Origin of the sequence: Nocardia aobensis NBRC 100429, from assembly GCF_000308375.1 — a bacterium.
In the GTDB taxonomy this organism is placed as follows: domain Bacteria; phylum Actinomycetota; class Actinomycetes; order Mycobacteriales; family Mycobacteriaceae; genus Nocardia; species Nocardia aobensis.
In genome coordinates, this window is sequence record NZ_BAFQ01000025.1 from 1 (window position 1) to 14,012 (window position 14,012).

At 68.0% G+C, this 14,012-nt stretch carries 12 protein-coding genes; 3 read left to right on the forward strand and 9 right to left on the reverse strand.

Going from position 1 to position 14,012, the window contains the following annotated elements; all coding sequences use genetic code 11:
• Positions 1 to 251: 251 nt before the first annotated feature.
• The 7 genes from RJ03_RS03220 to RJ03_RS03250 form a co-directional block, all read right to left on the reverse strand.
• The gene (locus RJ03_RS03220; protein WP_036497884.1) at positions 252 to 995 is read right to left on the reverse strand and encodes an enoyl-CoA hydratase/isomerase family protein; all 744 of its coding nucleotides are present in this window, start codon (positions 993 to 995) and stop codon (positions 252 to 254) included.
• Between the two features lie 6 nt (positions 996 to 1,001).
• Positions 1,002 to 1,664 (reverse strand): TetR/AcrR family transcriptional regulator, encoded by a 663-nt coding sequence (locus RJ03_RS03225; protein ID WP_036497887.1) that lies wholly within the window; start codon positions 1,662 to 1,664, stop codon positions 1,002 to 1,004.
• 73 nt (positions 1,665 to 1,737) lie between these two features.
• Complete coding sequence (locus RJ03_RS03230; protein ID WP_036497890.1) at positions 1,738 to 2,886, reverse strand: acyl-CoA dehydrogenase family protein; 1,149 nt, start codon at positions 2,884 to 2,886, stop codon at positions 1,738 to 1,740.
• Between the two features lie 11 nt (positions 2,887 to 2,897).
• On the reverse strand, positions 2,898 to 4,085 hold the full coding sequence (locus RJ03_RS03235) for an acyl-CoA dehydrogenase (RefSeq protein ID WP_036497893.1): 1,188 nt from the start codon (positions 4,083 to 4,085) through the stop codon (positions 2,898 to 2,900).
• Positions 4,082 to 5,725 (reverse strand): class I adenylate-forming enzyme family protein, encoded by a 1,644-nt coding sequence (locus RJ03_RS03240; protein WP_036497895.1) that lies wholly within the window; start codon positions 5,723 to 5,725, stop codon positions 4,082 to 4,084. Before RJ03_RS03240 ends, RJ03_RS03235 begins: the two co-directional genes overlap by 4 nt.
• Positions 5,726 to 5,751: 26 nt before the next feature.
• Entirely contained in the window at positions 5,752 to 6,486 is a 735-nt protein-coding gene (locus tag RJ03_RS03245; RefSeq protein WP_036497896.1) for an SDR family NAD(P)-dependent oxidoreductase, read from the reverse strand.
• A gap of 13 nt (positions 6,487 to 6,499) precedes the next feature.
• Positions 6,500 to 7,312 carry an enoyl-CoA hydratase/isomerase family protein gene (locus RJ03_RS03250; RefSeq protein ID WP_036497898.1) on the reverse strand — a complete coding sequence of 271 codons (813 nt, stop codon included), beginning with the start codon at positions 7,310 to 7,312 and terminating at the stop codon, positions 6,500 to 6,502.
• 200 nt (positions 7,313 to 7,512) lie between these two features.
• Between RJ03_RS03250 and RJ03_RS03255 the strand changes: the two genes are divergently transcribed.
• Both RJ03_RS03255 and RJ03_RS03260 read left to right on the forward strand, forming a co-directional pair.
• Positions 7,513 to 7,692: a hypothetical protein gene (locus tag RJ03_RS03255; protein WP_036497946.1), complete on the forward strand. Its 180-nt coding sequence runs from the start codon at positions 7,513 to 7,515 to the stop codon at positions 7,690 to 7,692.
• A gap of 120 nt (positions 7,693 to 7,812) precedes the next feature.
• Positions 7,813 to 8,514 (forward strand): polyprenol monophosphomannose synthase, encoded by a 702-nt coding sequence (locus tag RJ03_RS03260; protein ID WP_036497947.1) that lies wholly within the window; start codon positions 7,813 to 7,815, stop codon positions 8,512 to 8,514.
• A 49-nt stretch (positions 8,515 to 8,563) separates the two neighbouring features.
• Here the strand turns inward: RJ03_RS03260 and RJ03_RS03265 are convergent, their stop codons facing one another.
• Both RJ03_RS03265 and RJ03_RS03270 read right to left on the reverse strand, forming a co-directional pair.
• A complete protein-coding gene (locus RJ03_RS03265) occupies positions 8,564 to 10,012 on the reverse strand; it encodes an HAD-IB family hydrolase (protein WP_036497901.1) in 1,449 nt (482 codons plus the stop codon).
• Entirely contained in the window at positions 10,009 to 12,387 is a 2,379-nt protein-coding gene (locus tag RJ03_RS03270) for a glycerol-3-phosphate 1-O-acyltransferase (protein ID WP_083870571.1), read from the reverse strand. Before RJ03_RS03270 ends, RJ03_RS03265 begins: the two co-directional genes overlap by 4 nt.
• A 297-nt stretch (positions 12,388 to 12,684) precedes the next feature.
• On the opposite strand from RJ03_RS03270, the gene RJ03_RS03275 reads away from it, so the two are divergent.
• Positions 12,685 to 13,941, forward strand: a complete 1,257-nt coding sequence (locus RJ03_RS03275) for a salicylate synthase (RefSeq protein WP_083870574.1) — start codon at positions 12,685 to 12,687, stop codon at positions 13,939 to 13,941.
• Positions 13,942 to 14,012 lie beyond the last annotated feature (71 nt).

Here is a 14,012-nt window from a genome sequence, read left to right on the forward strand (position 1 = left end):
CGGCGATCAGGCCGTCCAGCCACAGCTGTCCGGTGCCCGGACCCCACAGCAGCCACACCAGTGCCACCGCGACGGCGACCACATAGGCGGCCGTGACTCGAACCAGGGAGCCCGTTCTGCTCATGTGCGTACTCTATGCACAGTGCGGCTGGGCCGAGCGGGATTCGGGCCGGGCCGAACCAATCGTGCAAACCTCGGCGCTTCGCGCGGTTTTCGCGCATTCCGGCGCGGATGTGCACGATAAATTCGCCCTAGCGGGACACGAACCCGTCCAAGCGGCGGGCGGTTTCCGCACTGTGCAGCAGTGCGCCGATCTCCGTGCGCTCCAGCGCATATCCCTGTCCGGTGTGCGCCGCGTCGATACACCGTTTGGCGGCGGCGTAGGCGTCCTCAGGGAGATCGCCCAGGCGTTCGGCGAGCGTCATCGCCGTAGCCGCCGCGTCGTCGACGGCCCAGTGCACCAGGCCGAGCCGTTCGGCGGTCGTCCCGTCGATCAGCTCCGCGCCGAGAATCAGCCGGTACGCGGTGGCCGGCCCGGCCAGGTGCGTCAGCCGCTGGGTGCCGCCCGCGCCCGGCAGCAGGCCGATCCCCACCTCGGGCAGGCCGAGCCGGGCCGTCCGGCGTGCGACGCGGAAGTCGCAGGCCAGCGCCAGTTCGAAGCCACCGCCGGTGGCGGCGCCGTCGATCGCCGCGATCGTCGGTTTCCGCAGGCCCGCCAGGGCGGCGAACGCGTCCTGCAAGAGCAGGCAGAACTTCTCCAGGCGTTGTCCGCGGTCGGGCAGCTTCCGCCAGGAATCCATCATCGCGATATCGGCGCCCGCGCAGAACACCTTTCCCGCACCGCGCACCACGACCGCACGCACGACGGGGTCGGTACCGAGTTCGGCCACCGCCGTGGCGAATTCACCGGCCTGCGCCTCGTCGAAGGCGTTGACCGGCGGGCGATCGAGGGTGAGGACGCCGATGGCGCCGGTACGAGACAGCGTGACCGACAAGATGATTCACTCCATGAGATGTCGATATTCGTCCGCCGCGCCAGGAGCGAGCAATGTGGGCAGCACGAAACGCACCTGTGCCCGGATGTATTGCTCGACGGTGTAGCGCGGCGCGAAATGCCAATGTTTGAGGGCCCAGGCGTGGGCGAGCATCATCAGATTGAAGACGACGAGATCCGGATCGAGGTCGTTCATCAGCCCGGCCGCGATTCCCGCCTCGACGGCGGCCCGCAGCGGGGCCGAGGTTTCGACCTCGAGTTCCTTGATCCGTTCGCGGCCTTCGGGATCGAGGGTCCGGCTCTCCCGATAGGTCAGGACCACGGCGTCGAGGTTCTCGTCGACGATTTCCACATAGTGGCGGAAACCGGCGACGAGCCGTTCCACCGGATCGTCGCCGACCGCGTCCATGGCCGGATCCAATTCGTCGCGGAAGGCGTCGAGGATGTCGACGATGGCCGCGAGCAGCAGGTCTTCCTTACCGCCGAAATACTTGTAGATGAGCCCGACGCTCACATCGGCCTGATCCGCGAGCGCCTGCATCGACATCTGATGAAAGCCCGTGGTCTGCATGACGGCGACGGCCGCGTTGAGGAGTTGGCGCCGGCGCGAACTGGTTCGCACCGCACGCACGGCCTCCTCGATTTCCATCGGTGCGGATCGCTTCGCCATCGGGCATACCCTTCCGTATCTGCGCAGTCGAATGAACGACGGTTCACTCAACTCTAGAGTGGTCCACCGAGAATCAGATGCCCAGCTCCTTCGCGATGATCGTCTTCATGATCTCGGTCGTGCCGCCGTAGATGCTCTGAATACGCGCGTCGACGAACGCCCGCGACACCGCGTATTCGCGCATATAGCCATAGCCTCCGTGCAGTTGCAGACAGCGGTCGGCCACCCGCATCTGCAATTCGGTGGTCCACCATTTCAGCCGGGCGGCGCGGGCCGCGGTGAGGCCGCCGGTGATGTGTTCGGCGAGGCAGTCGTCGAGGAAGGTCCGCGCGATATCGAGTTCGGTCGCCAACTCCGCGAGCACGAATTGCGTGTTCTGGAAGCTCGCGACCGAGGTGCCGAAGGCCTTGCGTTCGCGCACGTAGTCCAGGGTCTGCGCGAGTACGCCCTCGGCCGCCGCGACCGCGCCGACCGAGAGCGACAGCCGCTCCTGCGGCAGATTCCGCACCAGCTGATAGAAGCCCTCGCCCTCCGCGCCGAGCCGATTCGCCACCGGCACCCGCATCTCGGTGAAGGTCAGTTCGCTGGTGTCCTGGGCGTGCAGGCCGATCTTCTCCAGGTTGCGGCCGCGGCCGAATCCCGGTGTGCCGGCCTCGACGACCAGCAGCGTGAGCCCCTTGTGCTTGTCCTCGCCGGTGCGGACCGCGACCACGAACAGATCGCCGTTCTGCCCGTTCGAGATGAAGGTCTTACTGCCGTCGACCACGTAGTACTCGCCGTCGCGGACGGCGGTGGTGCGAATGCCGGTGAGGTCGCTACCGGTACCCGGTTCGGTCATGGCGATCCCCAGGACGGTCTCGCCGGTGACGACGCCGGGCAGCCAGCGGGCCTTCTGGTCCTCGTCTGTGAGATCGGTCAGATAGGGCAGCACCACATCGTTCTGCAGAGAGAACGCGATACCCGCGGCGGCCGCACCCGCCCGCGTGATCTCCTCGATCACGATGGCGTGGTAGCGGAAATCCTCCACCCCCGGACCGCCGAAGCGCTCCGGGACCGGGAAGCCGAGCAGTCCCAGCTTGCCCGCCGCGGTGAACAACGATCGGTCCAGGCAGCCGGCCCGTTCCCAGTCCTCGTGGGCCGGCGCGACCGTCTGGCGAACGAAATCGCGTACCACGGAACGGAATTGGCGGTGTTCGGAGTCGTACTCCAGTCGTGCGTTCATGAGACCTCTTGTCAGCGGAAGGCGTTCTGGCCGGTGAAGGCCTGGCCGAGCACGAGTTGATGCATCTCCGGCGTCCCCTCGTAGGTGAGCACGGATTCGAGATTCACCATGTGCCGGATGATCGGATATTCGAGCGAAATCCCGTTGCCGCCGAGGATGGTTCGTGCGGTGCGGCAGATCTCGATCGCCTCGCGGGTGTTGTTGAGTTTGCCGAAACTCACCTGTTCGGGACGCAGTCCCACCGAATCCTTGAGCCGGCCCAGATGCAGTGAAAGCAGTTGGCCCTTGTGCAGTTCGACGGCCATATCGGCGAGTTTCGCCTGGGTCAGCTGGAATCCGGCGATCGGGCGGCCGAACTGGTTGCGCTGCATCGAATAATCGCGCGCCGCCTGCCAGGCCGAGCGCGCGGCACCCATCGAACCCCAGATGATGCCGTAGCGTGCCTCGGACAGGCTCGACAACGGCGCCTTCACACCCCGGCCCTCGGGCATCATCGCCTCGGCGGGCAGGCGCACGTCGTCGAGGACCAGTTCGCTGGTGATCGAGGCGCGCAGCGACAACTTGTGCTTGATGGTGTGTGCGCTGAAGCCCTGGGTGTCGGTGGGCACGATGAAACCGCGGATGCCCTCGTCGGTGTCGGCCCACACCACCGCGACATCGGCGATCGAGCCGTTGGTGATCCACATCTTGCGGCCGTTGAGGATCCAGTCGTCACCATCGCGCTTGGCGCGGGTCTGCATGGCCGACGGATCGGAACCGACATCCGGTTCGGTGAGGCCGAAGCAGCCGATGATCTCGCCCGCGGCCATACCCGGCAGCCACCGCTGCTTCTGTTCCTCCGAACCGTTGTTCCAGATGGAGAACATGGCCAGCGAGCCCTGGACCGAGACCAGGGAGCGGATACCGGAATCGCAGGCCTCGAGTTCCAGACAGGCCAGACCGTAGTGCACGGCCGAGGCGCCGCTGCATCCGTAACCCTCGAGATGCATGCCGAGCAGGCCGAGTCTGCCGAATTCGCGGGCCAGATCGCGCGCGCCGGGCAGCTCGCCCGCTTCGAACCAGTCGGCGATATGTGGGGTGATGTGCTCGGCGCAGAAGCCGCGCACACTGTCGCGCACCGCCCGTTCGTCCTCGGTCAGCAGCGAATCGATGGCCAGTGGGTCGAGTGCGTCGAATGCGGGGGGACGTTTCGCGCTCATGCGGTTTCCTTGTCCGGATAGGTGAACAGGCCGGCCGCGGCATCGTCGCGGGCCTGCTCGGTGAGTTTGTAGTGCAATTTCTTGCCGGTGGCCGACACCGGCAGCGAATCGACGAAGCGGTAGGCCCGTGGTCGTTTGAACGCCGAGAGCATGGGATGGGTGCGGCAGTGCCGGTCCAGTTCGGCCACGCCGACGCCCGGTTCGGCGGCGACCACGTAGGCCACCACCACCTGCCCCCAGCGCTCGTCGGGTATGCCCACCACCAGGCTGTCGTCTACGCCGGGATGTTCGTTGAGCGCCTCCTCGACCTGGACGGGATGGACGTTCTCGCCACCGGACAGCAGCATGTCGTCCTTCCGTCCGACGATGGTGACGAATTCCTGCTCGTCCCAGGTGGCGAGGTCACCGATATACAACCAGCCGCGATGGAACTTGCGGGCCTCCTGTTCGGGCGAGTCGACGTAGGCGCCCGAGCCCTTGGGGGAGCGGACGATGACCTCGCCCACCTCCGTACCGTCCTTGGCGACGGTCTCCTCCGGCTCGGCCAGCCGGTCGTCGAGGACCCGCACCACCGCCACGTCGTCGTCGATGCACGCTCGCCCGGCGGTTCCGGCCATGGCCGGCAGATCGGACGGGCGCAGGAAGGTGTTCCAGAATCCCTCGGTACTGCCGTATCCGTTGAAGATGTTGGGATTCAACACCTTCTGATAGCGCAGCGCCGCCTCGCGTTCCAGCGGAGCGCCCATCGTGACGATGCCGCGCAGGCTTGACAGATCGCGGCGCCGAGCCTCCTGCGCGTGGGCGAGCATGGCCAGATTGGTCGGCGCGCCGATCAGGAAGGTCAGGCCGTAGCGCTGCACGTGGTCCAGGGTGGTGTCGGCGTCGAAGGCGCGCATCGGCACCAGGGACGAGCCCAGGTAGAACGTGGGATTCGGTCCGGCGCAATACAATCCGCCGCGGTGGAACCACGGGGTCATGTTCAGCGTCTTGTCCTCGGGCGACATCGGGAAATGCATGACGACGTCGTGCGCGCTGAAGATCTCCACCAGGCTGTTGAGCGGCACGCCCTTCGGCATCCCGGTGGTGCCGGAGGTGTAGAGGCGGGTGGTCTCGTCCCACACCGTGCGCTGCGCGTCGAGCGGCCGCGCCGTCGCCGCGGGCAACTCGTCGAAGCGGATCGCGCCCGGTAGCGGCTCGCCCGGACCCGATGCCACCAGCAGTTCGGGACGGAACCCGCTGCGCTCCAGCGCTTCTCGCACCATCGGCGTGAGATCGGTGTCGTAGACGAAGACCCGGGGACGGTTCGACGCGAGGATGTAGGACGTCTCACCGGCGGCGAGCCGGAAGTTCATCGGCGAGCCGACGGCACCGGCGGCCTGCGTCGCCAGATACAGCTCGGCGAACTCGACGCCGTTGAACAGCTGATATGCCACGACGTCACCCGGCTCGACACCGGCGTCGGCGAGGCCGGTGGCCAGCCGGTCGACCCGCTCGCCCAACTCGGCGTAGGTGACGGTGGTCCCGGTCGCCGGATCCTCGATCGCCGGGTGCTGGGCGTAGCGGTGGACGTTGCGCCGGAAACCGTTGAGATAGGTGAAATCGTGTTCGAAGTACTGCCGGTAGGCGTGGGCGTCGTACATCTGGTCCTCCGAAGTCGGCTCGGCGCTCAGCCGGCCATGGTGAGTCCACCGCTGACGCTGAGCACCTGACCGGTGATGAACGAGGCGTCGGGGGAGGCGAAGAACAGGGCGGGGGCGGCGACCTCCTCCGGCCGGGCGAGGCGGCGGAACGGAATCGCCTTGATCAGAGCCTCTTTCAACTTCTCGTCCTGGGCCTGGAACAGCGGGGTGTCGGTCGGGCCGGGGCAGACGCAGTTCACGGTGATCGAATAGCGGGCCATCTCGCGCGCCAGGGATTTGGTCAGAGCGATCACGCCGCCCTTGGCGCCGGCGTAGATGGTTTCTCCCGAGCTACCGACGCGTCCGGCGTCGCTGGCCAGGTTGACCACCCGCCCGCCGCCGGCCTCCACCATGCCAGGCAGGAACGCGCTGCACATGTGCACGGGGCCCAGATAATTGATCGCGACCACCTTCTGCGCGAATTCCGGTGTGGCATTGAGGAATTTGTCGGTGCGGTCCCAGCCGGCGGCGTTGACCAGGATGTTCGGCACCCCGACCTCGGCGTGCACCTGATCTCGCAGGACCTGCACCTGGGCGGCATCGGCGACGTCGACCTTCATCGCGACGATGCGGTCGGACTGCTGTTCGGCGGTGCGCTTGGCGGCGTCGAGGTCCAGATCGGCGGCCACGACCCGGTCGCCGCGGGCGGCCAGGGCCAGGGTGATCGCCCGGCCGATGCCCGATCCGGCTCCGGTGACTACCGCAATGGTGTTGTCGCTCATCGTATTCGGCTCCTCAGTTACCGGTGACCGCGCGGGCGGAGGGGAAGTTGGGGGCGCGCTTCTCGCGCAGAGCGGTATAGCCCTCGGTGACATCCGGGCCCATGAAGCAGAGCATTTCGTAGGCGGCGGACTGGTCGAAGATCGGACCGGCCTGCTTGAGCCAGTTGTTGAGCGCCTTCTTCGTCCACCGGATGGCCAGCTGGGAACCGCCCGCCAGTTTGTTCGCGACCGCCAGGGCGTCGTCGAGCACCTGTTCGCGCGGCACCGCGCTGGTGACCATGCCGATGCGTTCGGCCTCGGCGCCGACGACCATCTCGCCGGTCAGCAGGTAGTACTTGGCCTTGGCCATACCGGACAGCAGCGGCCAGAGGATCGCCGCGTGATCGCCGGCGGCCACGCCGAGCTTCACATGCCCGTCGCCGAGCTTGGCGTCCTCGGCACAGATCGAGATGTCCGAGAGCAGGGCCACCACGAGCCCCGCGCCGACCGCGACGCCGTTGATCGCGGCGACGACCGGCTTCTCGCAATTGATCATGTTGTAGACCAGGTCGCTCATCTCCTGCAGCATGTTCGCCACCCGCTCGTGGTTGCCGGCCATGCGCTCGACCATCGCCAGGTCTCCGCCCGCGGAGAACGCCTTCCCGGCGCCGGTGATCACCGCGACCCGGGTTTCGGGATCGGCGGAGACGTCTGTCCACACCCGGGCCAGCTCGGCGTGCATCTGCTCGTCGGCGGCGTTGTATTTCTCCGGCCGGTCGATGGTGATCAGCAGGATGCCGTCGTCCAGGCGTTTGAACGTGAGCTGGGAGTAGGTCGAGAAATCCATTGCGCTTCCTTCTGCTCCGACGAGTCGGCGAGCGGATCGCCGCCGCGATGAGTGAACTGGCATTTGTTGTGAATGAACGTACATTCAACGCATGGGTGTGTCAAGGGCCACAGCCGCCGCCCGGTCCTGGCCGAGGCAGTCCGACGTGCGGATTCACCGGTTACCTGACAGGCGGGGCGCCGGATGCGACGATGATCGGCATGGGCGATTCCGACGATCAGTGGTACTACTGCCTCAAACATCACCGCGCCGAACAGGGCAAGCGGTGCTGGTTCGCCGATCGGATGGGGCCGTATCCGGACCGCGCCACCGCCGAGCGGGCGCTCGAGATCGTGCGCGAGCGCAATGCCCGCGAGGATGCCCGCGACGGGAGAGACTGAGCCGCTCGTGTGCTCTCAGGTGGGTGGGCTACGGTTCTCCAGAGCACGTCGTGCCCGGATCCGGGGGCGCGCAGTCAGGTCGAATCGAGTGGAGGGCGACTTGTGAAGGTGACCGTGGTGGTGCCGACCTACAACGAGCGGGAGAACCTGCCGGTGGCGGTGGAGCGGCTGACCGCACTACCGGTCGCCGATCTGCATGTTCTCGTCGTCGACGACAACTCCCCGGACGGCACCGGCGAGGTCGCCGACAAACTGGCCGCGGAACTGCCGTCGGTGGTGGGTGTGCTGCACCGCACCGAGAAGGACGGCCTCGGCCGTGCCTACATCGCCGGCATCACCGCGGCCCTCGACCAGGGCGCCGACGTGGTCATCCAGATGGACGCCGACCTCTCCCACCCGGCCGAGGTGATTCCGGCGATGCTGGAGAAGCTCGAGACCTCCGATGCCGGTGTGGTCCTGGGATCACGCTACGTCGAGGGCGGCTCGACCGCGGCGGAGTGGAAGTGGTACCGCAAGGCGCTGTCGGCGTGGGCGAACTTCTACGTCAACGCCATCCTGCGGCTCGGCGTCAAGGACGCGACCGCGGGATTCAAGGCGTGGAAGGCGGACACGCTGCGCGCCATCGATGTGGCCTCCATCCACAGCAACGGCTACTCGTTCCAGGTCGAGATGAACTACCGCACGATCAAGCAGGGCATCTCGATCGCCGAGGTGCCGATCCGCTTCGAGGAGCGCACCAAGGGCGCGTCGAAGATGAGCCTCAAGGTGCAGCTGGAATCGGCGCTGATGCCGTGGAAGCTGCTGTTCGGCCGCCGCGTCTGACGGCTGAGGCGTCGGAGGCCGGGGCGTCGGGAGGCTGGGCGTCCGAGGTTCAGGGCACCGCCTCCACCGCCGCGTCGACCGGCCAGTCCAGCAGCGTATCGACGAACAGCTGCCGCACGCGCGCGATGTCGGCATCCATGTCCTGCGGATCCCAGCCGCTCACATCGATCGGTGCCAGCACCGCCACGTCCACCGTGCCCTTGCGCACGATCGCCGAATTCCGCCAGGCGATTTCGCCCGCGTTGCGGATGACGAGCGGAATGATCGGCACTCCGGCCTCGATCGCGATGTGGAAGGCGCCCTTCTTGAAGGGGCCGATCCGCGGCGTCATCGAGCGCGTGCCCTCCGGCGCCACCACGAGCGAGAGTCCGCCGCGCAGGGTGTCGACGACCGGTTCCAGCGCCGCCTTCGCGCCGGTGGTGTCGGAGCGATCGATGAAGGTCGCCTCGGCGAACCGCAGCAGCGGGCCGAAAACCGGGTTGGTGGTGACCTCCTTCTTCACCACCGCGGTGAATCCCGAGCGCAGCACCGCGGCCAGCACCACCATGTCGAACTGGCTCTGGTGATTGAACAGGAAGACCGCGGGACGCGGCTGCCGGGCGTGCTCGGCGCCCACCACCCGCACCCGCACGCCGGTGGTGCGCAGGGTGGCGTCGGCGGCGGTGGCGATCATGGCGTCGGCCATCGCGCGGTGACGGCGGGTGGCCGCGCGGGAGGCGACCCCGAAGGCGGCGCCGCTCAGCAATCCGGTGAAACCCACTGCGGTACGGGCGAAGTCGGTGACGCCCGCCGGGTCCCGCGGTTTGAAGGTCAGGGTCGGCCAGTCGCGTTCTCCGGCGGTCATCGACATCCGCGGACCCGGATTCACCGCGACCGGATGGCCGACCGTCTCCAGCAGCGGAACGTCCGGGGCCGCATCGGCATAGGCGTAACTGTCACCGGGATCGATATCGTGTTCGGCGGCGAAGCGGCGCACCGCCGCGGCCTTCTCGGTGCGCCACAGCGGTTTTCCCTCGGTGAAGCCGGTGAGCACACCGTCGGAGGTGGCCATCGCGGTGTAGAGCACATGGTCCACGCCGAGTTCCCGGGCGACGGGCAGCACCTGGAAACGGGTGAGGCTGGTGACGATCACCACCGTGTGCCCGGCCGCCTCGTGCTCCCGGATCAGGTGCCACGCTTCGGGATACACGTGCCCGTGCACGGTGCTGCGGAACAGCTGTTCGCCGAGTTCGGTCAGCTCCTGCTCGGAACGGCCCGCCCATACCCGGGCGACGCGCTGCAGGAAGCGCTCGTACTCGCCCTCGGTCCGCGAACCGCGAATGCTGTACAGCAGCGTGTCGGTCAGCGCCCGGCGCGAATCGCGTCCGCGCAGCAGGCGCAGCGGTGCGGCGGCGGGCGCGAAGCCCGCGACCACCGTTCCGCCGAAGTCGAAGACGGCCGCCACTCGCGGGCCCTGTGGCCCGGTCCGGATGGCGGAAATCGCTTCGGAAAGGTTCACACTGTCCCCTGCGGTGCGCGATTGGACGGGTCGAGGGCGGCGGCGCGGGAGATGCGGGCGCCGATGGTGCGCAGTTCATCGGCCAGCTCGCGGCGACGCCGCGCGAGATCCGGGGTGCCGGGATCGAGCAGGCCGTAGTTCTCCGCGAGTTTCAATGCGCTGGAGAATAATTCCGACGATACCGACTCGGTGCTGTGCAGCCGCTGCTGCAGCAGCATCTGGCGTCCGACGGCCAGGCATTCGTCGATGAACTGTTTGCGGTCCAGCGGTTGGGCCGGATCGGCGGCGGCCAGGCGCTCGGCCACCACGAGCTGCGCGTCGAAGAACGAGCGCACCACGCGGTGCGCCATGATGAATCCCGAATCGGCCAGCGCGCAAACGAGTTCCGCGGCACTTTCGCGCTGCTCCCAATCGCGGTCCAGCAGAAGCATTTCCGCGCTCATCGCGGCCGCGAACTCGATCCGGTCGGGGAAGAAGAACTCGAATTTGAGCAGATCGCGCAGCCGGTAGGCGGCATCCCAGATGACCTCGATCCCGGGTGCGGCGCCGGCCTGCTGGTCGGCGACCTCCAGAATCGCCAATTCCAGAATCGCGCGGTTCACGAACCAGTGCACGGCGCTGTTGCGATAGAACGCGGCTTCCAGATGGGCGCCCGCCTCGATCGAATACACCGGTTCCAGCCCGCCCCGGTACACCGTCACCACCTTGGCCAGCGACAGCTGTTCCAGAACCACCGCCAGACCCTGATCGTCGCTCAGCGTATCCAGCTCGCCGGTCGGCAGCGCGCGGCGTGAGATGTACCCGCAGACCGGCTCCAGCGTCCGACGCACCTCGCCGAGGGTGAGCGCGCGCTCGTGCACACCGAGCAGGGTCAGCGTCACCAGCGCGTTGACCGTGACCGGCGTGACCGCGTTGATACCGACCGCCACCTCGAAGGCCAAGCGCTGCACGGCTTTGCGCTGGCGGTCCGACACTTCCTCCGGGTCCGGGGCCAGGGATTCCGCGATCGGCTGCATCGGATCGCCGTGGGCGGCCAGCCGGTCGCGCGCCGACAGCGGTGCCCCGAAGCGGACGTAGACCCGCCCGGCGGAATGCTGCTGGCTGCGGATGTAGCGGGCCAGCCAGGTCAGCCCCTCGGGTTTCTTGGCACCGCCGACCTGTTCGGTGGCAATGGATCCCAGTTCGTTGAGCCGCTCGTAGGTGATCGACACCGGCACCAGCATCACATCGTCGATCCGCCGCGCACGGATGGCCGAGGCCAGATAGTTCAGCAGTCCGAACCGGGGCGGCCGCAACTTCCCGGTACGGGTGCGCCCACCCTCGAAATACCACTCCAGATTGAAGCGTTTGGCGAGCAGATAGGCGAAGTACTCCTCGACCACGGCCTTGTAGATCTCGTCGTCGCCGAAGCTGCGGCGAATGAAGACGGTGCCGGTGCGGCGCGCGATCGGCCCCATCGGCCAGAAGCTGAGATTGGCGCCGCCGATCACGTGGTTGGGTGGAAAGTCGTTGCGCGCCAACGCGTCGCCGAGGACGAAGGCGTCCACGTAGGAGCGGTGCGAGGGCAGGAACACCAGCGGGTAGTTGCGATTGAGCCGCCGCAGCGCGGCCAGCCCGGACCGGTCGCAGTCGATCTTCCAGGCCGAGGCGTGCACCGGCCGCATCGCCTGGGTGAACAGATCCGAGATCAACCGGCTCTGCGCGGCCACGAGTTCCCGCAGCGCCTTCTCGGCCCGCCGGTACACCTCCCGGGGTTCGGTGCCGGTTTCGGTGGCGATGGCGTCGAGGCGGCGCAGGAAGTCGGGAGAGTCGAGAATCTCCTCGACCACCATCCGGGGGACCTTGTAGCGGTCGCCGATCACCGATCGTTCGGCGCGTTCGAGCGCCACCGTGCCCGCGCGGACGATCGCCCGCGCGAACGGTTCCGAACTCTCCGCGGCCCCGGGGTTGTTCGCGCGCAGATCGCTGAGCCGCGCGGGCTGTCCGGTGAGGATGAGATGCCGGTCGGGCGCCTTGTTCACCAGCCGGCGCTGCAGCAGCCGATGTGGCCGGCGTGGATTGCTCAGCAGCGCCAGATCGGCGAAGGTGGTGCGCCGCACGCCGTCTCGTTCCGGCGGCAGCCACAGCACCCGGATCGGGATCACGATCGGGTCGTCGCGGCGGCCGACGAGCCGGGCGGCAATGGCGGTGGCGTCCAGGTCGATCTGCGTGACGGGCGCGTCGATGCCGAGTTCGGCGGCGATCCCGCCCTCGGCGAGCCAGCCGCCGATCAGCTCGCGTTCCACCGGCGACACCGCGTCGACCAGGGCGACCGCCGAGCGCGGCAGATCCTTCGCGGTACTCGGAGCCGGATTGCCGGCGGCGTGATCGATCATGGCGGGCCCCTCCTCGACGGCGCTCCACCATTCAAGCTCGCGGAAGCGGATTCGCGCAGGAAGTTGGCCACGACGCTCGCAAAGCGAGTCCGATGTGTGCTCCGGCACAATACCGAGAAGGGCAGGTAATGCTAACCTCACCTCTGATAGTTAGGTAAGCATAACCTTGGAGGAACGGTGTCGACCACGGACGAGCGGGTGCGAAACGGTTACGGGGACGGTCCGGGGGCGACGGGGCAGCCGGCACCGGGGACGGAGGTGACGGGCACGGCGTCGGCGATCGCACCCGCCGACGCCATGGCGGCGCTCGCCGCGGCCGACCGCTTCGGCGAGTACGTCGGGTACGAGGGTCCTGACGGCTGGGTGTTCGCCGCCGATCCGATCGGCAGCATCGAATTGGACTCCGGCGAACTGCGTGTCGAGTGGGAGGGCCGGGCCACCGTCGAGCCGTGGCAGGGGCGTCCGGCCGCGGTGATCGACGCGGCGCTGGCCGCGCTCCCGCTGCAGGGGCGCAACGCCTACGGCTGGATCGGGTTCGAATTCTGCGCCTGGGCGCTGGGCGCCGACGCGCACGTACCGGCCCGAACCACCCTGGCGCATCTGATGATTCCGCGCATCGAGGTGCGCATCGACACCTCCGGTGTGCGGGTGTCCGGTGCGACGCCCCGTGAGACCGCGGAGATCCACGAACTGATCGCACAGGCGAGTGCGCGACCTCCGGCCTCGCCGCGGCCGGTGGATGTCACCATCGACCCCACCGACTACCGCGGCCGGGTCGCCGAGGCGGTCGACGAGATCCGGGCCGGGCGGTATCAGAAGGTGATCCTGTCGCGGAAGGTGGATCTGCCCTTCCCCGTGGACGTTCCGCAGACCTATCGGCTCGGGCGCGCCAACAACACGCCCGCCCGCTCGTTCCTGTTGCGGCTGGGCGGCCTGGAGGCGGCCGGATTCAGCCCCGAACTGGTGGCCTCGGTCGACCGGCACCGGGTGGTGACCACCGAACCGCTGGCCGGCACCCGCGCCTTCGGCCGTGGCGAGACGGCCGACGCCGCCGCCCGCGAAGAGCTGGTCGGTGATCCGAAGGAAATCGTCGAGCACGCCATCTCGGTGCAGACCTCGTTCGGCGAGATCGCCGCGGTGGCCGCGCCGGGCAGCACCGCCGTCTCCGATTTCATGGCGGTACGTGAACGCGGCAGCGTGCAACATCTGGCCTCCACCGTGCGGGGCACCCTCGCCGAGGACAAGAGTGCCTGGGATGCGCTGGAGATGCTGTTCCCCTCGGTGACCGCCTCCGGCATCCCCAAGCGCACCGGCGTGGACGCGGTCTTCCGCCTCGACCACGACGCCCGCGGCCTGTATTCCGGTGCGGTGGTGACCGTTTCGGCCGGCGGCGCGCTGGAGGCCACGCTGGTGCTGCGGGCGATCTACCAGACCACGGAGGGCGCCTGGCTGCGCGCCGGGGCCGGCATCGTCTCCCAGTCGCGCCCGGAGCGCGAATTCACCGAGACCTGCGAAAAGCTGGGCAGCGTAGCGCCTTACGTCGTCGAAGCCTGAACGTACGGAACGCGGATCGAGCCCGGCGGGAGTTCCCGCCGGGCTTCTTCGTACCGGCCCGTGCGCCGAGT

Bases quoted from the DNA above. Each gene is read 5' to 3' on its own strand.
- RJ03_RS03225 (WP_036497887.1), bottom strand. From the start codon at position 1,664: ATGGCGAAGCGATCCGCACCGATGGAAATCGAGGAGGCCGTGCGTGCG.
- RJ03_RS03230 (WP_036497890.1), bottom strand. From the start codon at position 2,886: ATGAACGCACGACTGGAGTACGACTCCGAACACCGCCAATTCCGTTCC.
- RJ03_RS03235 (WP_036497893.1), bottom strand. From the start codon at position 4,085: ATGAGCGCGAAACGTCCCCCCGCATTCGACGCACTCGACCCACTGGCC.
- RJ03_RS03240 (WP_036497895.1), bottom strand. From the start codon at position 5,725: ATGTACGACGCCCACGCCTACCGGCAGTACTTCGAACACGATTTCACC.
- RJ03_RS03245 (WP_036497896.1), bottom strand. From the start codon at position 6,486: ATGAGCGACAACACCATTGCGGTAGTCACCGGAGCCGGATCGGGCATC.
- RJ03_RS03250 (WP_036497898.1), bottom strand. From the start codon at position 7,312: ATGGATTTCTCGACCTACTCCCAGCTCACGTTCAAACGCCTGGACGAC.
- RJ03_RS03255 (WP_036497946.1), top strand. From the start codon at position 7,513: ATGGGCGATTCCGACGATCAGTGGTACTACTGCCTCAAACATCACCGC.
- RJ03_RS03270 (WP_083870571.1), bottom strand. From the start codon at position 12,387: ATGATCGATCACGCCGCCGGCAATCCGGCTCCGAGTACCGCGAAGGAT.
- RJ03_RS03275 (WP_083870574.1), top strand. From the start codon at position 12,685: ATGGCGGCGCTCGCCGCGGCCGACCGCTTCGGCGAGTACGTCGGGTAC.